25 protein-coding genes and 1 pseudogene are annotated in these 22,100 nt (G+C 59.5%); 10 read left to right on the top strand and 16 right to left on the bottom strand.

The annotated features are described in order from the left end of the window. Positions 1-230: 230 nt before the first annotated feature. From ACS4RR_RS20605 to ACS4RR_RS20580, 6 genes are all read right to left on the bottom strand, one after another. Positions 231-1,028 (bottom strand): sulfite exporter TauE/SafE family protein, encoded by a 798-nt coding sequence (locus ACS4RR_RS20605; protein ID WP_456189255.1) that lies wholly within the window; start codon positions 1,026-1,028, stop codon positions 231-233. Beyond that, a complete protein-coding gene (locus ACS4RR_RS20600) occupies positions 1,010-1,441 on the bottom strand; it encodes a DUF6691 family protein (protein ID WP_456189254.1) in 432 nt (143 codons plus the stop codon). Before ACS4RR_RS20600 ends, ACS4RR_RS20605 begins: the two co-directional genes overlap by 19 nt. After that, positions 1,438-1,848: a YeeE/YedE family protein gene (locus tag ACS4RR_RS20595; RefSeq protein ID WP_162118227.1), complete on the bottom strand. Its 411-nt coding sequence runs from the start codon at positions 1,846-1,848 to the stop codon at positions 1,438-1,440. Before ACS4RR_RS20595 ends, ACS4RR_RS20600 begins: the two co-directional genes overlap by 4 nt. Then, on the bottom strand, positions 1,845-2,192 hold the full coding sequence (bigR, locus tag ACS4RR_RS20590) for a sulfite-sensing transcriptional repressor BigR (protein WP_456189253.1): 348 nt from the start codon (positions 2,190-2,192) through the stop codon (positions 1,845-1,847). Before bigR ends, ACS4RR_RS20595 begins: the two co-directional genes overlap by 4 nt. Further along, positions 2,183-3,481 carry a bifunctional sulfur transferase/dioxygenase Blh gene (blh, locus tag ACS4RR_RS20585; protein WP_456190158.1) on the bottom strand — a complete coding sequence of 433 codons (1,299 nt, stop codon included), beginning with the start codon at positions 3,479-3,481 and terminating at the stop codon, positions 2,183-2,185. The genes bigR and blh overlap by 10 nt, the downstream gene beginning before the upstream one ends. A gap of 616 nt (positions 3,482-4,097) precedes the next feature. Continuing rightward, a complete protein-coding gene (locus ACS4RR_RS20580) occupies positions 4,098-5,237 on the bottom strand; it encodes a hypothetical protein (RefSeq protein ID WP_456190157.1) in 1,140 nt (379 codons plus the stop codon). Between the two features lie 310 nt (positions 5,238-5,547). Here ACS4RR_RS20580 and ACS4RR_RS20575 point away from each other — a divergent pair, with 310 nt between their 5' ends. Beyond that, positions 5,548-5,748, top strand: coding sequence for a hypothetical protein (locus ACS4RR_RS20575; RefSeq protein WP_245268333.1), 201 nt, complete (start codon positions 5,548-5,550; stop codon positions 5,746-5,748). A gap of 718 nt (positions 5,749-6,466) precedes the next feature. Here the strand turns inward: ACS4RR_RS20575 and ACS4RR_RS20570 are convergent. From ACS4RR_RS20570 to ACS4RR_RS20555, 4 genes are all read right to left on the bottom strand, one after another. After that, complete coding sequence (locus tag ACS4RR_RS20570) at positions 6,467-6,949, bottom strand: hypothetical protein (RefSeq protein ID WP_017963243.1); 483 nt, start codon at positions 6,947-6,949, stop codon at positions 6,467-6,469. 352 nt (positions 6,950-7,301) lie between these two features. Then, positions 7,302-7,925: a DUF1684 domain-containing protein gene (locus ACS4RR_RS20565; protein WP_170261944.1), complete on the bottom strand. Its 624-nt coding sequence runs from the start codon at positions 7,923-7,925 to the stop codon at positions 7,302-7,304. Between the two features lie 610 nt (positions 7,926-8,535). Beyond that, positions 8,536-9,243, bottom strand: coding sequence for a GNAT family N-acetyltransferase (locus tag ACS4RR_RS20560; protein ID WP_456189252.1), 708 nt, complete (start codon positions 9,241-9,243; stop codon positions 8,536-8,538). A 256-nt stretch (positions 9,244-9,499) separates the two neighbouring features. Beyond that, complete coding sequence (locus tag ACS4RR_RS20555; RefSeq protein ID WP_222387375.1) at positions 9,500-9,733, bottom strand: hypothetical protein; 234 nt, start codon at positions 9,731-9,733, stop codon at positions 9,500-9,502. A gap of 140 nt (positions 9,734-9,873) precedes the next feature. On the opposite strand from ACS4RR_RS20555, the gene ACS4RR_RS20550 reads away from it, so the two are divergent. The 4 genes and pseudogenes from ACS4RR_RS20550 to ACS4RR_RS20535 form a co-directional block, all read left to right on the top strand. Next, a complete protein-coding gene (locus ACS4RR_RS20550; RefSeq protein ID WP_456189251.1) occupies positions 9,874-10,383 on the top strand; it encodes a DEAD/DEAH box helicase family protein in 510 nt (169 codons plus the stop codon). 213 nt (positions 10,384-10,596) lie between these two features. Beyond that, positions 10,597-11,205 carry a TetR/AcrR family transcriptional regulator gene (locus ACS4RR_RS20545; RefSeq protein ID WP_222282088.1) on the top strand — a complete coding sequence of 203 codons (609 nt, stop codon included), beginning with the start codon at positions 10,597-10,599 and terminating at the stop codon, positions 11,203-11,205. An 11-nt stretch (positions 11,206-11,216) separates the two neighbouring features. Continuing rightward, entirely contained in the window at positions 11,217-11,504 is a 288-nt protein-coding gene (locus ACS4RR_RS20540) for a YciI family protein (protein WP_131666216.1), read from the top strand. 4 nt (positions 11,505-11,508) lie between these two features. Then, a pseudogene (locus ACS4RR_RS20535) lies at positions 11,509-11,739 on the top strand (DNA-3-methyladenine glycosylase I); the annotation flags it as partial. A gap of 170 nt (positions 11,740-11,909) precedes the next feature. Here ACS4RR_RS20535 and ACS4RR_RS20530 read toward each other — a convergent pair. Beyond that, positions 11,910-12,605, bottom strand: coding sequence for a class I SAM-dependent methyltransferase (locus ACS4RR_RS20530; protein ID WP_456189250.1), 696 nt, complete (start codon positions 12,603-12,605; stop codon positions 11,910-11,912). Positions 12,606-12,862: 257 nt separating this feature from the next. Between ACS4RR_RS20530 and ACS4RR_RS20525 the strand changes: the two genes are divergently transcribed. After that, complete coding sequence (locus ACS4RR_RS20525) at positions 12,863-13,159, top strand: hypothetical protein (protein WP_456189249.1); 297 nt, start codon at positions 12,863-12,865, stop codon at positions 13,157-13,159. 176 nt (positions 13,160-13,335) lie between these two features. Here ACS4RR_RS20525 and ACS4RR_RS20520 read toward each other — a convergent pair whose 3' ends face one another. Further along, positions 13,336-13,773, bottom strand: a complete 438-nt coding sequence (locus ACS4RR_RS20520) for a copper resistance protein (protein ID WP_162118209.1) — start codon at positions 13,771-13,773, stop codon at positions 13,336-13,338. A 331-nt stretch (positions 13,774-14,104) separates the two neighbouring features. Here ACS4RR_RS20520 and ACS4RR_RS20515 point away from each other — a divergent pair, with 331 nt between their 5' ends. After that, positions 14,105-14,908 carry a glycosyltransferase family 25 protein gene (locus tag ACS4RR_RS20515; RefSeq protein ID WP_222282085.1) on the top strand — a complete coding sequence of 268 codons (804 nt, stop codon included), beginning with the start codon at positions 14,105-14,107 and terminating at the stop codon, positions 14,906-14,908. Here ACS4RR_RS20515 and ACS4RR_RS20510 read toward each other — a convergent pair. Continuing rightward, positions 14,905-16,299, bottom strand: a complete 1,395-nt coding sequence (locus ACS4RR_RS20510) for a HAMP domain-containing sensor histidine kinase (protein ID WP_168724901.1) — start codon at positions 16,297-16,299, stop codon at positions 14,905-14,907. The two genes, ACS4RR_RS20515 and ACS4RR_RS20510, sit on opposite strands and share 4 nt — an antisense overlap. Positions 16,300-16,446: 147 nt before the next feature. Next, positions 16,447-17,124 (bottom strand): winged helix-turn-helix domain-containing protein, encoded by a 678-nt coding sequence (locus ACS4RR_RS20505; RefSeq protein WP_222282084.1) that lies wholly within the window; start codon positions 17,122-17,124, stop codon positions 16,447-16,449. 441 nt (positions 17,125-17,565) lie between these two features. Between ACS4RR_RS20505 and ACS4RR_RS20500 the strand changes: the two genes are divergently transcribed. Beyond that, complete coding sequence (locus ACS4RR_RS20500; protein WP_456189248.1) at positions 17,566-18,687, top strand: NADH:flavin oxidoreductase/NADH oxidase; 1,122 nt, start codon at positions 17,566-17,568, stop codon at positions 18,685-18,687. Between the two features lie 175 nt (positions 18,688-18,862). After that, a complete protein-coding gene (locus ACS4RR_RS20495; protein WP_456189247.1) occupies positions 18,863-19,234 on the top strand; it encodes a hypothetical protein in 372 nt (123 codons plus the stop codon). Positions 19,235-19,330: 96 nt separating this feature from the next. Here the strand turns inward: ACS4RR_RS20495 and ACS4RR_RS20490 are convergent, their stop codons facing one another. Next, complete coding sequence (locus tag ACS4RR_RS20490) at positions 19,331-20,131, bottom strand: SMP-30/gluconolactonase/LRE family protein (RefSeq protein WP_456189246.1); 801 nt, start codon at positions 20,129-20,131, stop codon at positions 19,331-19,333. A 226-nt stretch (positions 20,132-20,357) separates the two neighbouring features. Next, positions 20,358-21,236 carry an SDR family oxidoreductase gene (locus ACS4RR_RS20485; RefSeq protein WP_456189245.1) on the bottom strand — a complete coding sequence of 293 codons (879 nt, stop codon included), beginning with the start codon at positions 21,234-21,236 and terminating at the stop codon, positions 20,358-20,360. Between the two features lie 125 nt (positions 21,237-21,361). Between ACS4RR_RS20485 and ACS4RR_RS20480 the strand changes: the two genes are divergently transcribed. Then, positions 21,362-22,018 (top strand): TetR/AcrR family transcriptional regulator, encoded by a 657-nt coding sequence (locus ACS4RR_RS20480; RefSeq protein WP_170278646.1) that lies wholly within the window; start codon positions 21,362-21,364, stop codon positions 22,016-22,018. Positions 22,019-22,100: the final 82 nt, after the last annotated feature.

Below are 22,100 nucleotides of genomic sequence, written 5' to 3'. Positions count from 1 at the left end.
CGACATTCGTTACACCAGTCGCTATCACGAGTTCGTGAGAGCTCGCCATGTCGCCGGAAACCGGCACGGGCGCGGCGAGGCCTGCAACTGCTTCTCGCACGCCTGCCGGCGCCCGAAACTCTTCACGTCAAGAGACCCTCCGCTGCAAGCACAATGCAACGCAACAAGCAGGCAACTGAGTGCTCCTCGGCAAGGCTCGGGATCGACCTGGAGCCGTCAGCACTGCGCGCTCAGCCAGCCATTAGCCTCCCCCAGTTGCGATACAGGATGTAGCCCGCGACCGCGAAGATGAGCGCTGCGAACAGGCGGTTGAGAATGTTCTTGTAGGCGCTGAGCCGGGTGGCGAGCAGCATGCCGAGTACGCCGCCGCCGATGCCGCCGCCGATGAATTCGGCGGCAAGCCACCAGTCCACCAGGCCCGAACTGGCATAGTTCAAGGCCGTCGCCAGTCCGAACGCACCGACGGAGAGGAGCGATGTGCCGATCGCGTTGATCATCGGCATGCCCGTTGCCAGCATGAGGCCGGGAACGATCAAAAAGCCCCCGCCGATGCCGAAGAAGCCGGAGGCAGCGCCGGCGGCGAGTGCCACGGCGGCGGTGGCAAGGCACATCCTGAGGTCGACCGGACGGCACTCTACCGTCCCCGCCTTCCTGGGCTTCAGCATCAGAGCGCCGACAACCGCCATCAGGACCCCGAATAGGAATATCAGGCTGTCTCCATCCATCGCCTTGCCGAGGCTGGAGCCGCCGAGGGCGCCGATCACGCCGAGCGCGGAGAAGACGGCCGCGCAGCGCCACCAGACGTGCCCCTTGATCGCGTGGCTGGCAAAATTCGCGAAGGCATTTACCGAGACCGCAAGCGCACCCGTTCCGATCGCGATATGCGGCTGGGTCACGCCGACCACGTAGAGGAGCAGCGGCGTCGCCAGGATGGACCCGCCGCCGCCGAGCAGGCCGAGCATGAAGCCGACGATTCCGCCGGAGCCAACGGCCGCCAAAATGACGGTGCTCACGTCCGTCTGCTCCACACTCTGTCATACAAGGTCATCCCGACCAGCATCGCGATGACGAACAGAAACGTCTGGGGAAGGCCGACCGATAGGGATGCGACGGCCGGACCGGGACAGAAGCCACCGATCCCCCAGCCCAGGCCGAACAAGGCCGAACCAACGACCAGCGGAGCATCGATCCGACGGTTCGTCGGCACGTGGAAGCTGTCGTCGAAGGCGGGACGCTTCATCCGTGTCATGATCTGGATGCCGGTGAACGCGACAACGATCGCGCCGCCGAGAACGAAGGCAAGGCTCGGATCCCAGGCGCCGAACACGTTGAGGAAGCCTTGGACCCGGACCGGGTTCAGCATGCCGGACAAGGACAGGCCGAAGCCGAAGACGATACCCGAGGCGAGAGCGGCCACGAATTGGAAAATGTTCCGGTTCATAGCCCGAGACCTCGCAGTGTTGCGACGGCGATAACGCCGGCCGTCAGGAACGTGGCGACCGCCACCATCGACCGCGGCGACAGGCGGGCAAGCCCAAGCACGCCGTGGCCGCTGGTGCAGCCGGATCCCATGCGCGAGCCGAAGCCGACGAGCAGCCCCGCGACGACGATCAGCGGCCAGCCGGCGGTGATCCGAACAGCCGGCCAGCCGCCGAACGCCAGCAGGTAGGTGAACGGCCCCAGCAGCAGCCCGAGCACAAAGGCGAGATTGGTGCTCAAGCCGACGCCTTGAGCAAGACGCCCGACGATCCCGCTGATCCCGGCAATGCGGCCGTTGAGGAGCAGGAGCATTACCGCGGAGGTGCCGATTAAGATGCCCCCGGCCAAAGATGGAAGATAGGTGCTCATTCGCCTTGGCCGACGCAGAAGATGTCATAAAGGGCGGCAACCAGCTGGGCGGCCTTCTCCTCCGTCAGGCGATAGAAGATCTGCTTCCCCTCCCGCCGCGTTTCGACAATCCCGGAGCCACGCAGCACGGTCAGATGCTGCGACAGATGCGGCTGGTGGACGTCGATCTTCTCTTCAAGCTCCCCGACCGAATGCTCGCCTTCCACCAGCGTGCAGACGATCATCAGGCGCGCCGGATGGGACAGCGTCTTCATGAGGTTCGCCACCTCTCCGGCCCGGCCGGCCATCTCGGCGGGGAAGAGCCCCGCCTTCATCATCGCCTTCAGATCGCTTGTCATTCCCATGCCGCTCCCTGCAATGCATCCAGGGGAAACTTGAGATAGCGCTTGCCGTTGGCTTCCGGCTCCGGCAGGCGCCCGCCGCGGATGTTCACCTGCAGGGCATGCAGGATGAGCTTTGGCATAGGCAGCGTCTTGTCGCGCTTCGTCCTGAGCGCCACGAACTCCTCCTCGTTCACGCCGGCGAGATGCGGGTTGGACTTCTTCTGCTCGGCCACCGTGCTTTCCCATCGAGGTGCCCGACCCTCTGGCTGGTAGTCGTGACCGGTGAAGATCCGCGTCTCGTCCGGGAGCGCGAGGATCTCCTGGATCGATTTCCACAGGACGCGCGCGTCGCCGCCGGGGAAGTCGGCGCGCGCCGTGCCGCTGTCGGGCATGAAGAGCGTGTCGTGCACGAAGGCCGCGTCGCCGATTACATAGGTAATCGAGGCGAGCGTGTGTCCCGGAGAGAAAAGCACTTTGGCATCGATCGAGCCGACCGCGAAGGTCTCGCCATCGGCGAACAGCCGGTCCCATTGCGAGCCGTCGGTGACAAGCTCAGGCCAGTTGTAGATGCCCTTCCACAGCTTCTGGACATCAACGACGCGCTCGCCGACCGCCGTTTGTGCGCCGGTCTTCTCTTGCAGATAATGGGCGGCGGAGAAGTGGTCGGCATGGGGGTGGGTGTCGAGGATCCACTCGACCGTCAGCCCATTGTCGCGGATGTAGTCGAGGATCGCGTCCGCGTTGATGGTCGCCGTCGCTCCGGATTTCTCGTCGAAGTCGAGTACCGGATCGACGATAGCGCACTTGCGGGTCAGCGGATCGGAAACCACATACTGGACGCTCCAGGTGCGCTTGTCGAAGAAGCCCTTCACCTGCGGCCTGCGGGCAGCATGTTGCTTGAGCCAGGCTGCGGCGGCGCCGGTGTCGAAGCCGCGGCTGCGTCCGAGTTCGACGACCTTGTCGACAGACATGCTGCCGTCCAGAACCTCTCCAATCAGATAGAGGTTAAGCGCGCGCTTGCCGGTCTGGCAATGTGCGAGAACGGGTCCGTCCGATTCATCGACGGCCCGCTGGAAGGCACGAACGTCCGCCTCGGTGATCGTGTCGGCCGTGACGGGAATGAACGCATAGGACAGGTCGCAGTGCTTCGCTTCCTGTCTTTCGACTCGCGTGTTCGGCTGAGACGTATCCTCGTTGTCCGGTCGGTTGCTGATGAGGGACTTGAATCCTTGGTCGCGGAGCGACCGGATGTCCTCGACACTTGGCTGCGGCGAGACGCAAAGCTTCTCGGATATCGCTGTAATGGACATCATTGGCTCCGGGTGAAAGTTCAATATATAATCTAATATAATATATATCTATATATCGTCAATCCGAGGCACAGAAGTTTGTGCTGGCCCTGTGATTCCCACGAAAAGGAGGGATTGCCGAAAAAATTGAGACAGCGTCGTCATGAAGCAACTTGCAATATGCTCAACTTCGCCGCACAACGTTAATGGAACGGCACAAATCAGAGGGGGAAACTACCCTCCCGATCGAGGTTTTTCAGCTTGTTGCGGATCCAACCACCGGATTGGATACGGCCATTTCCGTCGGACGTGACCGGTCTTGTTCCTTAGAAACTCCGGGCAGCCCTCATTTCCAACCAACACACCTGTAGGGAGTGAAGACCACTGAGCCTGACCGCCATCGCTGCGGGTGCAGTTCCTCCGCTGCTATCGGTTCACGGCTTGCCCGCAAGGCTACGGAACAGGGAAATTTCTCGGCCTCCAGCCACACCTGGGATACCTCAGCCGCCGCCCCTACGCATCTGCACCAATGACCTCAGGGACAGAGTCAGCGTCATTGATCAGCCATCATTTGTCATCAGATGATCTCACCGTGATGCGTTAGCGTCATCGAGAAGATCGGGACTGCTGCCCCGCGCTAGTGCAGCACAAATCCCCACGCTGAGGGATCGAGGTATTCGCGAGGCGGCTGCATTTCGCCGATGTCGACGGGTCGACGCGTAAACCACACTGTGTCGAAGCTCTCCACTGCGCTCCTGCCGTACCACTGCTCGTCCTTCAACGGAATACCGTCGGACGTGATGCACTGCTTGTGACTTGAACTGGCCATATTCGGCGTTAGGTTATACCATATGCAATTTTCGCCAAGAAACTGGCCTTGCTCACCCAGATTTTCCATTCCTGTTTGGCTGCTGAATCGAGAGAAGGGACGCTTCGCATCCAGCGAAGAGCGACCACCGACAATTCTGCGTTCCATCTTCGACGACGAATAGACAACACCCTGGTTCTCAAGCTCGTTCCAAACCTCGATCCGGATTGACCCGTCCTTGCCCTCACGCCGACGAAACCACCATGGATAATGTCGCAACAGCCTCACCTCAGAAGACTTGTCTATCGACGGATTGTCTGACGCCCTCGTAACCAACTTCGCCTCGAAGTCGACAGCACTTGGAGGGTGATCCGGGTAGGTACGCAGCGGCTTGAGCCACGTGCTTGCGTCAAAAAGCTGTCTTGGCGGCAACACTTCGGCCTCCGGGACCGGACCTCGCTTGATCTCGGTCAGACGCGCCTCGGACATCAATTTACCCTTGGAAAAGAGAACCTTGGTTGCGACCTCTATTCCGTCGCTGGTCAAGCAGGTCATCCAAATAGGGCTTGGCGGATCGTGTCGAACTATTTGAAGCCAGCGACACTCCTCGCCGCCCACTGTCTCCACATCGTTCGTTTCCTTGACTTGCTTGATGCCGAGGTAGTCATACGATGGCTCGACTTGCCTGATACTGAAGCGCTTGATCTCCTCTCCATCTTTCTTGACTGTTGACAAAAAAATATTCTGAAAGAAGTGCCCATACCAGATATGTGTCTCGTCACCTTGTGTCTCCTCAACATGCGTCCAGCCGTTGTGATGCTGCACGAGCCGCCAGTTGTCCTTCCCATCTAATGTGTCGCGCACAGCCAGCTTCGCGGTGTAGTCGGGGACCTTCGTGTTGGGGAAAAACGGAAGCCCGTTTGCATGCGCGGTGCCGGTCGCAAGGGCAACCGCAAGGAAGACGATCAATCGGTTCATGAATGCACCCCTGTCATAAACACTTGTACACCTGCGGTAGCATTCGGCGCAGCCCCTGACAATCAGGATGCCCTGCAATCCCGAGTACCGGGTCATTAGCAATCTCCAACCCGCCCCTGGTCGCTTGGTAGGTAAGGGCTACTCCTGGCTCCGAGTGGAGCCAGTTCGTGCTGATGCAGATACGATATACCGGAATTTTCTACCGGCGGACGATGTCGATGAAGATGGAGCGGTCAACGGGAATGCCCGACAGGCGCTATGCTGGGCGAACCTTCCGGAATCACTAAATGGGAGCATCAGCATGCCAAGCCTCGCCCAAATGGCCGGATCATTGCATATTCATCAGTTCTATATCGGCAAGTTGAAAGCCAAACAGGAACAGCTTTTTGACAGCGACCCCGAATTGGCGATGCTTCTCGACAATGTGGTGTTCTGTCCGAGCACGCTGAAGTCCTGGCTGGCGACATTACTGATATGGAATGCGATGATTGATAGCGCGTGACAGCCATTCAGCCACTCAGTCTCTTGGATAGAAAATTCTATGGACAGAGACGTCTATGGAGCGCGAAAGGCCAGAGCCTCTCTTGCGCCGCAGCACGCCGGGAGGATCAATTTTCGATGATCAAGCCTGAACTCGCGTTCGCCATCATATTTATGAGCAACTTCGCAGCTCCGCTCGTGGCTTTTATCGCTGGCCGCACATGGCCACGTTGCCGGAAGACATTGCATTTTTTGGCGGTCATCTGGGTCGTCCTGCCAGTATACCTATGCGACAGAGTGACGTTCACGCCAGATATCATCGATGTAGGCGACGACTCTTATGACGGATTGGATCAGTTTATAGTCGTCGTCGCCATCTTGTTGCAGCAGCTAGCCATTCTAGCGACCTATCTAGTTTGGTATTTGTGCAGCGCATTTGTTAAACGGCAGCGGGCATCTCGAAGAGAAGTAAGACCCTTCGTGTGATAAACATATGCATGTCGACGGGAGTGTGGTGGCCTCGGTTGCAACCGACCAGGAAGTCTGGACGTGAGGTGAATCGGCATTGGCCGGACGACGTCAAGGCGCAGATCGTTTCGGAAAGTCTAGCCGGGTAAATCAGCTTATGCCGTGGAACTTCGAACGAGCGACTGAAGTCTGCTTCCGGCCCGTTGCGGACCTCTATGATGCTGAGGTTCACCTTGGGTGGGAGGCCATCGTTCAACTTTCTCAATACGAGCTTACAAATCATCGGCTGTCACAATTCGATGCTCGATTATCGGCTCAGAATTGCACGCAACATCAATTACATGATCCTCGCAAATCACTGCATAATGCACGAATGGTCCTGGATGGTCCGACGACGCCCAAGTGCCCTTCGACACAAAATCCAAAAAAGCGGATTGTTCGTGCGTACGTAAGCGGTGCGAATAATCCTCAACATTTTCGGGAATTGCGTAAGTCTCGTTCCTAACCGAAAAGCAAACGTAACTCTCAAATATGATTGTAAAGGCGTCGTATCCCTCCTTTGTCATGATAGGATGCGCCTCCGCAAAAATCGCTTCCAAGTCTCTGTCACCGGGTCTAACCGAAACAAGTTCATCTTGGACGCGGGCTTCCACAACAAAAATACGAAGGTCGAGCGAAGGCCCGGTCCCGAGTTTGGCAAGGAATATGTGGCGGCAGGCATCCAGTTTTGCGACCGCCGAATCCTGACTGTCCATTCAAACGACCCTCGTCACCTCAAAGGAGATCATCTGGATAGTCGCGTTAGGAGTTGTCCGCAACGGGTCATCGTGGCCGCTGATGGGACTCTCGCTGTGCGACTGCTCTTGGCGCATTGTTGCCATCGATGTCGCAGCAGTAGTTTTCTGAACGGCCTACCGCCTTGGTCAATGTGCGAAGAAAACAGCTCTCACGTTTAACGCGGGCGGAGTCCGCTACGTCACGGCAAATCCCAGCTCAATCAAGTTCAAGCGGTCGCTAGGAAAGGCAGGGCTCGGCAGGCAAACAGCGCTAACGAGAGGGGGACTTCTAATGCCCGGCGACGAAGTTTCAGGCTTCTGCCCCCTGCGCTTATCGTTTCGAGACAGGTAGCCGTTCTCCGGCTCTCACTGCGCCTTTCAGTCGATTGCCCGATGGCGCAAGTGGACAGACATAACGGGAAGAATAGGCGCACGAAGGAAAATAGGAAAAATTGAAATCGAGCACCAGTGCGCCGTCTGAACGGACGACTCCGAGATCCGCTCCCTTGATGGTGTCGAGGAGATATCGGCCACCACCATACGTCTCGGTTCCTGAGGTCGCATCGACAAACGGCAGGAACACGCCACCGCCGTACCCCTCAATCCAGTAAAGAGTTAATTCGCCGCCCAATCTGGCCTCCAGCCCCGTTGTACGAGAGAACGCATGCATCGACAGGTCACCATCCACTCCTGTTGCGACGGTTATCCGTTCCGGCGTTACCGGGACAAGCTGTACCGTCAAGCGCAACGAGGGATCATAAGAAAATGTCGTCGGCCCTTCGAACGTCTTGCGGTCCGCCGGGTCAATTGGCGACTGAGGATGGTCGCGAAACAGGGTCGAACGGGTGGCGCACCAAAGCCCCCAAGCAGCAACCACGTCCGGGCTAGAACGTACCGCGTAGTAGAGATTTGCGATCTTCTCGCGCCATTCCCACAGTTGTTGAGTCTCGTTCAAATCATTTCCCTCATGTCGGAAATTTCGCCGCTCTCATTCATCGACGCTCGCCCAATCATCGCGGCGCAACTTTAAGCAATCACGCACTGATCCGAAAGGTGCGGTCTAAACACCGCTTACGGATTGCCATGGCCGCGACAGCAAACTTGGTCAGCGCCCACATCCAACGAGATCAACCGACGCCTGCGCTGGCAGGTGGAGGAGAGGCTCGCCTACTACGAGACTCATCCCACCAGATCGGATCCAGGCTGGCGGAACTCGACCGGGAGTGGGACATCGAACGAACGCTCGAGGCGAACGCATCGACATTGGCATTGACGGGAACTGTTCTGGCGGCCACGATGGACCGCCGGTGGCTGGCCCTGCCGGCCATCGTGACGGGCATCCTGTTCCAACACGCCGTCCAGGGGTAATGCCTCCCGCTACCGATCCTGCGGAGGACGCAGTACCATTCGGCGTCAGACGAGGCACGGCATGACGGCGGCGCCGATCAGTCCTTACAATCACGGACGACGTCACTTTTTGACAGCTCAGTCTAGGTCCTGCACCTATCACTCCGTCGTCGAAACCGCATGGGCACGTTCTTGCCGATCGACGCGGGAAAGCACCGTCAGCGCACTTCATTTGGCAGGGGCTGCTCGCCGATATTAAGTGGCAGCAATATCTCGGCGATCAGGTTCCGAATCCAACGATGGGCGGGATTCCCTGTCGCGCGCTTGTGCCACACGCCGACGATGAGGGCCGGCGGAAGCGGCATGGGAGCGTTATAGAGGGAGAGCCCGAAAAGATCCGCCAAGCGCTCTGCCAATTGTCGAGGGACGAGTGCGATGTGATCACTTTCGCTCACAGCTCGGCAGACGCCGAAGAAAACAGGAACCGTCATGAAGCCGACGAAATAGATCGGCATTTTGGGGAAGAGGCCATGCCGGATATAGAGACCTTGCGAGACACGATTGAAGGAGAACGTTATCAGCGCCCGGTGGGCTGCGCTTGATTTTCGGGCGTGCTCCATGGTTCGTCTCATGAGCTCATTGCCGATACCTTGACCCTGTTGCGCCGGGTCGACAAACAGCTGGGCAAGGAACCAAAGCTCACCACACGCCCAACTCCAGGCGAATCCGACGATGTCGCTGCCGTTCTCAGCGATCCATCGACCGCCGGGGTCGTCCCCAAGCGAAAACAGCTGGAAGCTGGGAGGGCTTGGCATCGCCATGGGGCCGAAGCCATGTCGGATGGTGAGTTCGTTGATGCTGGCGACCACCAGCACGTCGGTGGCGGCCAAATCCTCCGCCCGGGCTGGCCTGTAAACGACAGACATCGAGGACTCCCCCACAGGAATATCAACGGGGTGAGCACGAACCGCAGTGTCGCAGATACCCCGACGTCACGCTGCTCGGCTGATTATTCCAGCGAGCCCACATTCGGTCAACTCTCATGGTCCACCCGCCCCGAGTGTCGGGAAGGGCAGGCAGCCCCCTCGGCCACGGCAACACGAGGCAGGTTAACTTCGACGCAACCTTCATTCGCGTCGACGCCATTGCCCCCACTGAGGGTGAATACAGTCGGCTGGAAGGCTAGGCTGAGAATTTCACCATGACACCGCGCTGGCGAAAGTAGGCCTGCATTCGCTTCCTGCCGGAACGGTTATTCTGCACGAGCCGAGCCGGGTCGAATACCGCCTCTTTCAAACCCGCCCGCGTCAGCGCTGCCTTGAGCACCGCGATATGCACGTCGATTTCGGCATTGTCCGCCTGCAGCGACTCATAAATGCGGTTTGTTGCATCTGCTACGGTCGGTTCGCTCACGATTGCACTCCTGTTTTCGTCTGGTTGGCCTGACCCTATTGGGGTGAAAACCGTTCACGTCAATGGGTGACGATGGATTGGAACAAAGCGTTCTCAGGTAGAGTGTCCTCTCACCAGATAGAAGGCCATGATAAGCAGCGCCTATGGGAATCAAGAACTATCTGATCGAAGGCGGTTCCGGGACTGGGAAAACGTCTGTCGCTACCGAACTGGAGCGGCGGGGCTGCCATGTCGTCCATGGTGACCGGGTCTTGGCCTATGTCGGCGACCCCGAGACGGGCCAGGCGCTCGCAGGACCACCCGCAGGCGCGGACCGCATCGTTTGGGGATACGCCCACTGGATCTGGCCTGTCGACAAAGTCCGCGCTATTGCTGCCGACACCAGCCATCCTGCCACCTTCTTCTGTGGCGGCTCGCGCAATTTCCACAAATTCCTGGACCTTTTCGACAAGGTTTTCGTGCTCGATATAGACGTTGAGACCTTGAACCGACGATTGGATGGGCGGCCGAATGAGCCGGGCTTCGAGCCGGCCGAGCGGGCGCTGGTGCTCCGCTACCATCATACCCGGGAATATCTTCCCATCGGCATCAATATCGACACGACGGGTACCGTCCCAAGTGTCGTCGACGCTATCCTCGCTCAACTCACCTGACGCCCCGAAAGTATTGAGAATGGGATGAAAGCGGCGGCGAGTGGGACATGCTAGACACTTGAGCCATTTGTAACGACAATCCCTATCTTCCGGAAGGCAGGAATCCCGTCACCTTTCAGGCCCACCCTTGACGTCTTTAGGTCGATTGTCCTAAAGAGCTTTTATAGGGCAATTGTCCTACTCGATGGGCAATGGCAGCGGAGAACCGGGCACTTGGGGGCAGCGACCACACGACTGCAGATTGTTGAGGCTGCAGACAAGCTCTTTTATGAGCGGGGATTCGAGGCGACGTCCTTCGCCGACATTGCGGCAGTCGTCGGACTTTCGCGAGGCAATTTCTACTATCACTTCAAGACGAAAGACGAGATTCTCGATGCGGTGATCGCCCATCGTCTTTCAAAGACCAAGACGATGCTAGATGCGTGGGAGGCTGGGGCTGAAGCTCCCGGCGAACGGATCAGAAGCTTCATCCACGTGCTCATCATGAACCAGACAAAGATCATGGCCTTTGGCTGCCCAGTCGGCACGCTTTGCAACGAACTCGCCAAACTTGACCACGCTGCCAAGGACGAGGCGACCAAGCTTTTCACTCTGTTTCGCAATTGGCTTTCGCGCCAGTTCGCCGCACTTGGTCGTGAGACCGATGCCGACGCGCTTGCCATGCACATCCTGATGCGAAGCCAGGGCGTGGCTGCACTTGCGACCGCCTTCCGCGACGAAGCCTTCATCCGCCGTGAAGTCGACGATATGTGCCTATGGTTGGCAATGCAGCGGCCCAATCTATCCGATCATCCCGAATCCGTTTCCATCCAGAATTCCTGAAGGCCCCCTGTATGTTCGTCGTTACACTTAAATTCTCCGCCAACAAGGCCCGAGCCTCCGCCCTTATGGAAGGGCATAATGCCTGGATCAAACAGGGCTTTGACGATGGTATCTTCCTCCTTACCGGAAGCCTTCAGCAAAGTGCGGGCGGAGCGGTTCTCGCCCACAACACATCCCGCGCCGATCTCGAAATGCGCCTCCAGCAAGATCCTTTTGTTGTGGGGGGTGTCGTAAGCGCGGACATTCTCGAAATTGCACCGGGCCGCACCGACGACCGCTTGGCCTTTCTTAGGGCGTGAGAAAATGAGCGCGACGATCTTCGGCCCGGATCGGCAGCCGCGTTGCCGCTGGTGCGCAGCCGCTCCGGAGTTCATGCCCTATTACGACACCGAGTAGGGCTTTCCGGTAGATGATGATCACCGTTTATTTGAGAAGCTTTGCATCGAAGGCTTCCAGTCAGATTTGAGCTGGCGCACTATTCTGTCCAAGCGCGAGAATTTTCGGGCTGCCTTTCTCGGTTTCGACTTTGACCGCACCAGCTAGGCCCTTCCGCATATGTCGCGCTCGACCGATCTTGCGATTTGGTATGGATCAATAGCTACCGGAGGGCGATGATCAACGCAGGCAGCTCCCATTCAGACAACCATATGGATCGGAACACCACGCCCGATGGAGTCAAGAGACCCCAACGCCGGCACCCGTCGTCATGCTTTCACCACCGAGAAGAACAGGAACCGCGGCTTGGTCGTCAGGCTCTGATAGGCCTGCGGGAAAAGCGTGCGGGCGCGCGGATCGGGCTGGGGCTCGCCGACGATATCGATCTGGAATCCGGCCGACTTCAGCGCATCGAACATGGCATGCAGCGGCCGATGCCAGAAGCGCATGGCGATATGTTTTCCGGCGCGCTGCCAGGTCTCATCGAAGCTGTAGGTCTCGAAATAATTGTCGCGGCCGGTCGAGGCGTGATCCATGAAGGGATGGTGGGTGGAAAAAACCAGGCGTCCGCCTTCGGGCAGCAGCCGGTGGAATTCCGAAAGCGGCCTCGACCAGTCGGGCAGGTAATGCATGACAAGCGAGGTAAGGATCAGATCGAAAGCCTTGTCCGCAAATGGCAATGCTTCGTTGAGATCGGCCGATAGCAGCCGCGCCCGCCCTTCCAGCCGACGTTGCGCGATCTCAAGCATGCCCGCACTGGCGTCGATCCCGGTCACCACAGCCCCGCGCTCGATCAGCGCCGCTGCATGCGCCCCGCCGCCGCATCCCGCATCGAGCACGGAAAGCCCGGCGACGTCGCCAACCAGCGCAAGAATGGCCGGCCGCTCGTAATAGGCATTCCAGGCATTGACCTCGTTATCGGCATCATAAGCCGCGGCGAAGGCATCATAATCATTCTCGGCCACGATATCTTTCCCTTTGCGAAGACTGTTCGAGGAAGCCAGGAGCTTGATCGATCGACCTGCAAAATGGCAGAGATTGCTTCGCCGGCACAGTTTGAGCTCGGGCCCCAAGCTCGGTGCGTTTGGGAACGTCGGTTCGAGTGGCCGATGCCGCGCTGTATCTTACGCTGGCGCGACGACCGAAGGCCGTAGTGGCACCAGCGAAAAGAGCATAGCCAAGAGATCGAGATCACCGCACCAGAAAATCCAAGGAGCATCCGATGCGACATGCGACGAGAGCGGCCACCCCGCCAGCCACCAAAAACCTGTCGGCAGGCAATCCCGTTATCGCGGATGGCAAGGTTCCCGACTTCCGGCTGCAGAAGCAGGACGAAGGCGGCTGGCAGGTGAAGGTGGTGAGCACCCGCGGATCGTACTGGTTGCGCGCCAACCATCTTGAACTTTGCGACCCGGAAACCCTCATCGATCTGTCACATGCGAATTCCTTCCTGCGCGAAGTCCGAAAGACTGGGTTCAAGACCGAGTATATCGGCCCGAACGGCAGCGCCGTCATTTAGCAGCCAAGATCCGCAAGCGCGCTTTCCCGTTCGCTGAGGCCGGAGATTCTCAAGGTCTCGCATTTTTTCGGGCCGATGCGCTGGAGGCGGGATACCTGTCTCGCCGGCGAGGGGCCGCTCGCCGCCGAGTGGGGAAGAAGGTCCAGCAAGGGTGCTGCAAAAGGCAGTCGCCCGCCTTACGGCGTCACCGTCAGCCTGGCTTCCATCCCGGCTTCGTAGTGGCCCTTCATGTTGCAGAAGAGCAGATAGGTGCCCGGCGCCAGCTTGGTATTCAGCTTGCCGCTGGCGCCCGGCTTCAGATCGGAAACCTCGCCCAGGCTTTTCAGCTTCGATTCATCGACGCGGTTTTTGGCAGCGTTGACCGGAATAGGCAGGTCCGGAGATTTCAGGCGAACGACGACCATTTCATGCTGCTCCGTCATCGCATCATTATGGACTGCGAAGGTCGCGGGGCCGGCTTTGACCGTTGGCGGGTCGAGCTTCAGCGACATCGCCCCACCGCCTTCTCCATCTTCCGTGACATTGATCACGCTGGTGGCGGCAAAGCTTGCTCCGGCCGAGCAGGCGATGGCGACTCCGGTAAAAAGCGGCAACAGTCTGGCACGTGGTTTCATCGTTGGTCTCCGTCGGGTTTGAGAGTGGGCGCTGAGCGGCTTGCTCAAGCCAAGGGTCATCCGGCACGGCACGCAGTGGGTCGCTGTCGTCATCGAAGGCGCGCTGGTTGTCGTTTCGATCGCGGGAAGGGAGGCGTCCACTGCATGCCGCAGGAGAGCTGGTAGCGCGGCATTCTTACGCGTTCTTTGCCGGGATCATACCAATCCGTAAGAATGCCGGCCCGTCCGCCCGACCGCCGCACTTTACCAAAATGTATAGTCCCAGCGAGGTCCTCGTGAGGTTTGGAGCGCAGCTTGGCGCCATCATTGCCAAGTCGAGGTCAGCTCTCTCATGAACATGCGCGCCGCACCTGCCGCCCTTATGCCGGCCCTTCATCCGGTCAGCCTGCGGGTGAACACCTATCTGATCAATCTCGATCGTGCCCCCTTGCGCAGGTTCCGAATGGAACGCCTGCTGGCAAGCTTCGGCCTTGCCTTCGAGCGCGTCGCGGCGGTCGATGGGGCAGGGCTGAGCCTGCCGCATCCGGGCTTTGACGAAGCAGCCTATCTCAGCCGCCACGGCCGACGGCCGAACCCTTTCGAGGTCGGCTGTTATCTGAGCCACGTCGAATGCGCCAAGCGGTTCCTCGGCAGCCATGCCGAGTTCGCCCTCATTCTGGAAGACGATCTCGATTTCGATGACGACCTGGCCGAGCTGCTCGAAGCCGCCCTCAAGCACCAGGCGCGCTGGGACATCCTGCGTCTGTCCACCGTCAATTCCGGGAAAAAGCACAAGGTGGAGCCGCTGACTGCGTCGCGCTCGCTCGCCATCGCGCTCACCCGCGAGAAGGGGTCCGGCGCCTATCTGATCAACCGCAAGGCGGCAGGCTGGATTGCCGGTGTGCTTGTCCCCATGCGCCTGCCCTATGATCTCGCCTTCGATCTGGAGTTCGACGATGGGCTTTGCGCCTGCTTCGTCGATCCGCTGCCGGTCAGCCAAAGGGCCGATCCCTGTTCCCAGATCCAGTCAGGGCTCTCGGCCTATCGGCTTGGCCGCCGCCGGCCGTGGAGCGTGCTGCCATATCGCGCCGCCGCAGAGCTGCGCCGCTTTGCCGCCCGCTTCAGCCGGCTCGCGGCATGGCGGATGAGAGGTTAGGTGTTTAGTCCCGGCATCAGCGGGAAGCCGATCGAAACGACGAGGCCGGGATGATTGTCCGCCATGCCGATCTCAGCCGAATGCAGGTCGGCGATCGCCTTGACGAGGCTGAGCCCGAGGCCGCTTCCCGGTGTCGCGCGGCTCTTGTCGAGCCGGTAGAGGCGCCGGAAAACCTTGTCCCTCTCGTCGGCGGGAATGCCGGGGCCGCTATCGGCGACCGAGAGGATGGCGCGGCCGTCCTGGCGGCGGAGCGAAACCGTGATGCCGGTTCCGGCCGGGCAATGGTTGATGGCGTTCTCCACCAGGTTAGCGATCATCTGCGTCAAGAGATCGCGGTCGCCCCGGATGAGCGCCGGACAGCGTTCCGCGATCGTCAACGCCATCTGCGCGTCTTCGGCGACGTCGACATAGACCTCGGAAATGACGGCAAGCACGGCGTCGAGATCGGTCGCCTGGAAACGCTCCTTGCGGGCGCCGGCCTCGATCTGGGAAATGCGCAGCAGCGCCTCGAAGGTGGCGTTGATCCGGTCGCTCTCGTGTCTCGCTTCGTCAAGCAGCGCCGAAACATCCGCCTGCTGATCGTTTCCGGCCACGGCGGCATCCAGCGTCAGGCGCAGCCTGTTGAGCGGCGTCTTCAGATCGTGGGCGATATCGGCGCTCACCTGCCGCATGCTCTCGACCAGTCTCTGCAGCCGCTCCAGCGCCGCGTTGATCTGGATCGCCACCGTATCGAGGTCGTCGCCGTTGCCGGTGATCGGAATGCGGGCGTCGAGCGCGCCGTGGGAGACATGGTTCATGGTATGGGCGACCCCGTCCAGCCGTGCCTGGGCCCGGAAGGCGAGGAAGACGCCGCCGCCGATCGCGGTCGCGACGACGATCGCGGCGGCCCATTCGAAGCTCACCAGCACGATCCGCAGCATCTCGTCAACATCGTTGAAGTTTTCCGCCACCACCAGGCTGTAGGGGCCGATGGTCGAGACCTGCATCCGGTAGCGCTCATGGCCCTTCAGCCCGACATCGCCTGAGGTGACGGTATAGACGCCGTTCGGGATGCGGGGGGCGGCGAAATTGCCGGCAAGTTTGCGCCCGCCTGCATCCGTCAGCGAATAAAGCCCGTCGGAGGTCGACTGGAAGTTCGCATAATTGTTCAGCGTATTGATCAGGTCCTCGGGATCATTGGGCTCGTAGGTCGAGACGATCAACGAATTCATTTCGCCCAGCGACTGTTCGAGATCGCGCACGAGGCCGAGCCGCAGCATGTGATAGATGATCGCGCCGCTCAGGATGAAGGCGACGACGAAGAGCACGCCGAAGGTCACGGCAAGCCGGAACGGCGTGCTCCTGCGCAGGCTAGATGCCGAAAAGTGTGCGCGGTTTTCGGAGGACATCATGCTCTTGCTCTTCAAATTGCGAACAGGATTTGAGATTTTCCTGTACTAGAGCGGTTCAGCTTTTCACGGAAACGCAGAAGCGCTCTAACTTTTTGTTTTTACGCAATTCCGGACGGAAAACCGCTTCGCACTTTTCCTGGAATTACTCTAGCGAGGCGCATGCAGGCTGTATCCGGTGTTGCGGACCGTGTGCAGAAGCTGGGCCTGGAACGGCTTGTCGACCTTGGCCCTGAGGCGGCTGATATGGGTCTCGACGACGCTGGTCTTCGGATCGAAGTGGAAGTCCCAGACCCGCTCCAGCAGCATCGTCTTGGTGATGACCCGGCCTTCGCCGCGCATCAGCACCTCGAGCAGGGTGAACTCGCGCGGCTGCAGCTCGATCACCTGGCCGGCGCGGCGGGCCTCCCGCCGGATCAGATCGAGTTCGAGATCGGCCACCTTCAGCACCGTCCTCTGCTCCTGCACCGGCGGCCGGCGGCCGAGCGCATTGACGCGCGCCATCAGCTCGGAAAAGGCAAAGGGTTTGACCAGATAATCGTCACCGCCCGCCTCCAGCCCCTCGACCCGATCGTCGACGCCGCCGATTGATGTCAGGAACAGCGCCGGTGTGCCGACCTTGGCCGCCCGAAGCGAACGCACGATCGCCAGCCCATCGAGACCCGGCAGCATGCGATCGACGACGATGACGTCATAGGCCTCGCGCTGCGCCTGAAACAGCCCATCGCGGCCGTCGCCGAACACGTCACAGACATGCCCGGCCTCGGAGAAGCCCTTGGCGATATAATCGGATGTTTTCCGGTCGTCCTCGATAAGCAGGATTCGCATCAGTCCGATCGTTCCCGGCATGCCTGGGGCGAGATTTAGCCGAGAGGATGGCTTGGCGACAACTTACGGATTGGTAAGATTTCGCGTTCCAATCCCCGACGACGCAATTCCCCTTGCGCCTGCGCACCCCCGTGACATCCTCAACCTTTTCGAGCGTTTGGTAGCGCTGCTCCTTCCATTTTGCTTGCAAGATAAAGCGTAAGCGGTGTTTTCCGCGCACATTGACCAAGCTCGGCTGGCCATTCCGAAAAATGCCGCTACAACATTGGTGGCAAGAATGCGCCAACAGCGGACGTTAGTCGATGGCGACGGTCGCCAACTAATAGCGTGCCAACGTGACTTGGCCGGGCGAGCTGCATCTGCGTATCGGGGGTTGCCAAGGCAGCTTAGTGATGCGCATCTAGCCGCGTATTTTCCTTCCACTTGTATCTGGCGGCCCTCATGTCCAAGCTCTTTTCACCGATCACCCTGCGTGGTGTCACGCTGCGCAACCGCACAGTCGTTTCCCCGATGTGCCAGTATTCGGCTCAGGATGGCTTTGCCAATGAATGGCACTATGTACATCTAGGGCGCTTCGGAATGGGAGGCTTCGGCTTGATTCTGGTTGAGGCCACAGGGGTCCTGCCCGAAGGGCGCATTTCGTACGCCGACCTCGGTCTATGGAAGGACGAGCACATTGCCCCGCTTGCCCGGATCGTGAATTTCCTGCACGGCCAGGGTGCCGCCGTGGGCATTCAACTTAGCCATGCAGGCCGCAAAGCCTCGACGCCGGTTTGGCGGGATAAGGCAGATCAGCCCGCAACAGAAGAGCAGCGCCGCGCCGTTGGCTTCGAGCACTGGATTCCCGTAGGTCCGAGCGCTCAATCGAACGACCCAACCAACGCTGACTATCAGGTCCCCAAAGCCCTCGACAGAGACGGCATCCGCCGTGTGGTCGACGGATTCGCGGCTGCTGCTACGCGCGCCAACCAGGCAGGCTTTGACACGGTTGAAATCCATGCCGCGCATGGTTACCTGCTCAATCAATTTCTGTCGCCGCTCGCCAACCATCGAACTGATGAATATGGCGGTAGCCGACTAAATCGAATGCGGCTGGTTCTTGAAGTCACCGAAGCCGTCCGCAGCGTGTGGCCAGCCGAAAAACCTCTCATCGTTCGCCTCTCGGTCAGTGACAACAATGCCGACGGCTGGCAGGTGGACGACAGCGTTGCGCTGGCCGCGGAACTGAAGGCACGTGGTGTTGATGCTATCGATTGCTCTAGCGGCGGCTTTGCTCAGGGCCGCATTAGGTCCGCTCCAGCCTATCAAGTCCCCTTCGCTAAGGCGGTAAAACAAGGCGCCGGTATCCCGACTATCGCAATCGGGCTATTGGGCGATGCCTATGAAGCCGAAGCGTTCATTGAGAACGGCGATACAGATTTTATAGCTTTAGCGCGGGGCGCGCTCAACGATCCCAACTGGCCGCTCCATGCCAATCGCGAACTCGGCGGCGACTACACTCTTTGGCCGGTCCAGACCCGTCAAGTCGCTGAACGTGATCGCGTCCTTTCCTCTCCTCAGTGAAATTGGCGATGAGCCTCACGTCGGTCCCGCCGCGTCGTGAGAACCTCCAATGTAGTGTCCATGGAGAAACTCCTTGTCGCTCGTCCATGGAAACTCGATCACAGATCAGGCGACAGCGGACAACGTGGGGTCACAACACCGGTTACGATAAAGCAGCGTAGATTGGTGACGTGAGATGGGTAAACTTTGGCAGCGGATCACGTATTACCGTCATCGCAGCGAGCTCTGGGCAATCGCCTTGGCGAAGCGGGCGCCTTGCTTGGCTATCTATCCGATCGGATTTATGCTCTGTTTCTGGTGGGGGATCGCTCCGTCGCTGATTCTTTTCCCGATTATTCTATTGCTCGAGAACAGCGGCCAGCTCGGCGAAACGATCTTGGCTCTCCTTTCAATCCCGGCTCTTGTGGTGCTGTGGTTCGCCTTGCCATGGTTCTCTAGCTGGTGTGACATTGTAGTCGGTCTGATGGTTGGTCGCTTCACGGCCGCGAGCGCCAAGGAGAAAGCCTTGGCGGAATCAATTCATGCCTACCGGACGAGGGCCAGTTGAGCCGCGGTGACAGCTTTCACAAACTCGATCGCAAGGGCCTCTTCTGGAGCGCGCTACGATCCGATCTTGTGTCCCGATGCGGCTACCACATGCCGACTACCCGTGAGGCCAACCCGCCCCGGCCGTCTCGACCTCGACGGACAACAGCTGGCCAGTTCCGCCCATCTGGTCCATCTTGTCCATCCCGAACCATCTGGCGGCAGTTATGTAGAGGGTGGTTCGATCAGGTCCGCCCAGCATGCAGGCGAATGCGCCGCGATCGAGCTTCACTTCATCGAGGAGCGCGCCGCCTTCACGAACCCTGCGGCAGTAAGCATTGGGGACGTCGGCGTACCAGATCGCGCCTTCAGCGTCGAAGCATATGCCATCGGGCGGCCCGGGAAGATCGGCCCAAACTCTTCGATGGGAAAGTTGCCCGTCGGCGGCGACATCAAACGATGTCAGCCGTTTCGCCCAGCTTTCGGCGCAAACCAGTGTGCGCCCGTCCGCAGAGAGAGCCATTCCGTTCGGAAACTGAAAGCCTTCCGCTTGTGTATCGACCGTCCCGTCTGGACGTATCAGCAGGATCGCCGGGCCGTTGACGTAGATCCGGCCTTGCGGATCGATCACGATCTCGTTCCAGCCATTCGCTCCCAACTCGGCGAACTCTTCCAGTCCGGAGCCGTTGAACCGCAGCAAATGCGATGCCCCGGACGCGATGACGTACATGTCGCCCTGTGGTCCGAAGTCGAATGACAGGGGCGGGGCTTTGGCGGTTGTCGCCACTCTGACAGTTCCGTGCTCGCTGAAGGCCAGGATTTCGCCGCTTGTCCAATCCGCGAACCACAGCTCGCCGCCATGCCATCGTGGGCTTTCGACCAGCCCCCGGTCTTCCAACCGAACCCTTGCCCTGTTCATTTCGGCCTCCTGTCGTTCTGCGCCTTGGCCCATCGAGTGGAGCCACGGTGTAAAGACGAACAAGCAAAGCCAATGCCGACACGTGTCTGGCGAAAGGGCAATCACGGCCGCGACTGGTTACGCAGAAAGTGCCGCAAACCTTGCCGGTATGCGGCGTCGCAAACGGGTCCGTCCGAGTACCCCCTCAAAGGGCGGCGGGTGGCACCACCCGCCAACCCCAGAGTTCTCAGATCACGCTCGACATGCCGAGCGCGCTGAGCAGGTCGTTCTGAATTGGGCTTACCGCGTCGTTCAGCCGCTGCACTCCGAGGTCCATGCCTTCAGGCATGACGACCGTGCGCAACGGACGTCGTTCCGTGGCCTCGACCAGCCGTGCGATGGCATCGGCAACCATCTGGGGCCGCGGCGGGTTAGCCTCGTCATGTCCGTCGTTGGCGTGGGCTTTTATCTGACCCGGTATCGCCGCAACCTCGCCGTAGGATGCAAGCACGGTCTGGTCAGATGGCTCCGGGCTCGACGAGATGAGGTTGCTGGGGAACGGCCCCGGCTCGACGATGACGGAATCGATTCCAAATCCCTTCAGTTCATACCGATAGGCTTCGGCAAGCGCTTCGAGCGCGAACTTGCTCGCGGAGTAGGTGCCGAAGAACGGAAAGACCACCCGACCCATCAGCGATGTCACATGAACGAGCAACCCGCTGCCGGCGGCACGCATATGCGGCAGAGCGGCGCGGTCGGCCCGCACGGCGCCGAAGAAATTGACCGCAAATAGCCGTTCGACGTCAGCGACAGTATAGGCTTCCGTGACCCCGACGGGCATTATGCCGGCATTGTTGATCAGGGCATCGATCTTTCCGTGCTGCTTGACGACCTGGTCGATCGTGGAATTGACCGACGCCTCGTTGGCAACGTCCATGTCAAGGACTTGCAGCACATGCCCTTCAGCTTTCGCCGCGTCGATAAGATCGCTCCGCACCTGGGCGTTTCGCCCTTCGACGTCCCGCATGGTCGCAACCACCGTATGGCCCCGCCTTGCAAGCTCCAATCCCGTGAGTTTCCCAAAACCACTGCTCGCGCCTGTTACAACAACGACTTTTCCGCTCATCCTAAGTCCTTTCCATGAAATCCAAGGGGCGTCGCACCATATAGACAGACCTGTATGTACTTGCAATCACAAAGTTGACAGAATAGTCTGTCTATAAGCGGACAATGAATCTGAGGTGATGGAAGATGCCAACGCGCAGCGTGCTTGAATTTGTGGATGTGGAGGGACAACCGCTTAATGCGCTTTCCCCGCGAGAACGAATATTAAAGACGGCATCGGACCTGTTTTACCGGTTCAGCATCCACTCTGTCGGGATCGACCGCATCATTGCCGAAAGCGGCGTGGCGAAGATGACGTTCTACAAACACTTTCCATCGAAGGCCGACCTGATCGCTACCTATTTGCGTTACAAAACGGACACCTGGTTTCAGATGCTCGCAACCTCGACTGAAAGAGCCGGGCTGTCGCCGCTGGAGCGTGTCCTCGCTATTTTTGACGCGATGGAGGAACCGTTCCGCGCGCCTTCTTTCCGCGGCTGCCCATTCGTAAAGGGGTTGGCCGAGTTCGGACCGGAGGCCAATTCCCCAGACGTACAGGCGACCATCGCCGGGTATTTCAGGGGCTTACATGAATTTGTTGCGTCACTCATCGAGCCCTTGGCATTGAGCAATCCCGAAAGAGCCGTGATCCAGATCCTGTCGCTCTTCCAAGGCGCGATCGTGATCGCACAATCGACGCGCGATCCTGCTATTGTGGAGGCAAACCGCGATGCAGCCAGAGTGTTGCTGGAAGATGCGTTGATCTCGTCGTCCGAACCCGGAGTTCGTAAGGTGGTGGGGTAGGCGACCCGGCGCCATCGTCGCTTGAGGTCGCGGCTTCCCACGTCTCCGTTGGAGTGCGTTGAATCCAATATTCGCAGCAAAG

This window comes from Rhizobium zaerense, from assembly GCF_051810725.1.
GTDB lineage: Bacteria > Pseudomonadota > Alphaproteobacteria > Rhizobiales > Rhizobiaceae > Rhizobium > Rhizobium leguminosarum_I.
Note: the sequence above shows the minus strand (reverse complement) of the source record. Positions and strands in the feature narration are given on the sequence as shown.

What these genes read in the sequence shown, in the direction of transcription:
- ACS4RR_RS20600 (WP_456189254.1), bottom strand. Translation starts at nt 1,441, where the DNA reads ATGAACCGGAACATTTTCCAATTCGTGGCCGCTCTCGCCTCGGGTATC.
- ACS4RR_RS20595 (WP_162118227.1), bottom strand. Translation starts at nt 1,848, where the DNA reads ATGAGCACCTATCTTCCATCTTTGGCCGGGGGCATCTTAATCGGCACC.
- bigR (WP_456189253.1), bottom strand. Translation starts at nt 2,192, where the DNA reads ATGGGAATGACAAGCGATCTGAAGGCGATGATGAAGGCGGGGCTCTTC.
- blh (WP_456190158.1), bottom strand. Translation starts at nt 3,481, where the DNA reads ATGTCCATTACAGCGATATCCGAGAAGCTTTGCGTCTCGCCGCAGCCA.
- ACS4RR_RS20575 (WP_245268333.1), top strand. Translation starts at nt 5,548, where the DNA reads ATGCCAAGCCTCGCCCAAATGGCCGGATCATTGCATATTCATCAGTTC.
- ACS4RR_RS20570 (WP_017963243.1), bottom strand. Translation starts at nt 6,949, where the DNA reads ATGGACAGTCAGGATTCGGCGGTCGCAAAACTGGATGCCTGCCGCCAC.
- ACS4RR_RS20560 (WP_456189252.1), bottom strand. Translation starts at nt 9,243, where the DNA reads ATGTCTGTCGTTTACAGGCCAGCCCGGGCGGAGGATTTGGCCGCCACC.
- ACS4RR_RS20550 (WP_456189251.1), top strand. Translation starts at nt 9,874, where the DNA reads ATGGGAATCAAGAACTATCTGATCGAAGGCGGTTCCGGGACTGGGAAA.
- ACS4RR_RS20540 (WP_131666216.1), top strand. Translation starts at nt 11,217, where the DNA reads ATGTTCGTCGTTACACTTAAATTCTCCGCCAACAAGGCCCGAGCCTCC.
- ACS4RR_RS20525 (WP_456189249.1), top strand. Translation starts at nt 12,863, where the DNA reads ATGCGACATGCGACGAGAGCGGCCACCCCGCCAGCCACCAAAAACCTG.
- ACS4RR_RS20520 (WP_162118209.1), bottom strand. Translation starts at nt 13,773, where the DNA reads ATGAAACCACGTGCCAGACTGTTGCCGCTTTTTACCGGAGTCGCCATC.
- ACS4RR_RS20515 (WP_222282085.1), top strand. Translation starts at nt 14,105, where the DNA reads ATGAACATGCGCGCCGCACCTGCCGCCCTTATGCCGGCCCTTCATCCG.
- ACS4RR_RS20510 (WP_168724901.1), bottom strand. Translation starts at nt 16,299, where the DNA reads ATGATGTCCTCCGAAAACCGCGCACACTTTTCGGCATCTAGCCTGCGC.
- ACS4RR_RS20505 (WP_222282084.1), bottom strand. Translation starts at nt 17,124, where the DNA reads ATGCGAATCCTGCTTATCGAGGACGACCGGAAAACATCCGATTATATC.
- ACS4RR_RS20500 (WP_456189248.1), top strand. Translation starts at nt 17,566, where the DNA reads ATGTCCAAGCTCTTTTCACCGATCACCCTGCGTGGTGTCACGCTGCGC.
- ACS4RR_RS20495 (WP_456189247.1), top strand. Translation starts at nt 18,863, where the DNA reads ATGGGTAAACTTTGGCAGCGGATCACGTATTACCGTCATCGCAGCGAG.
- ACS4RR_RS20490 (WP_456189246.1), bottom strand. Translation starts at nt 20,131, where the DNA reads ATGAACAGGGCAAGGGTTCGGTTGGAAGACCGGGGGCTGGTCGAAAGC.
- ACS4RR_RS20485 (WP_456189245.1), bottom strand. Translation starts at nt 21,236, where the DNA reads ATGAGCGGAAAAGTCGTTGTTGTAACAGGCGCGAGCAGTGGTTTTGGG.
- ACS4RR_RS20480 (WP_170278646.1), top strand. Translation starts at nt 21,362, where the DNA reads ATGCCAACGCGCAGCGTGCTTGAATTTGTGGATGTGGAGGGACAACCG.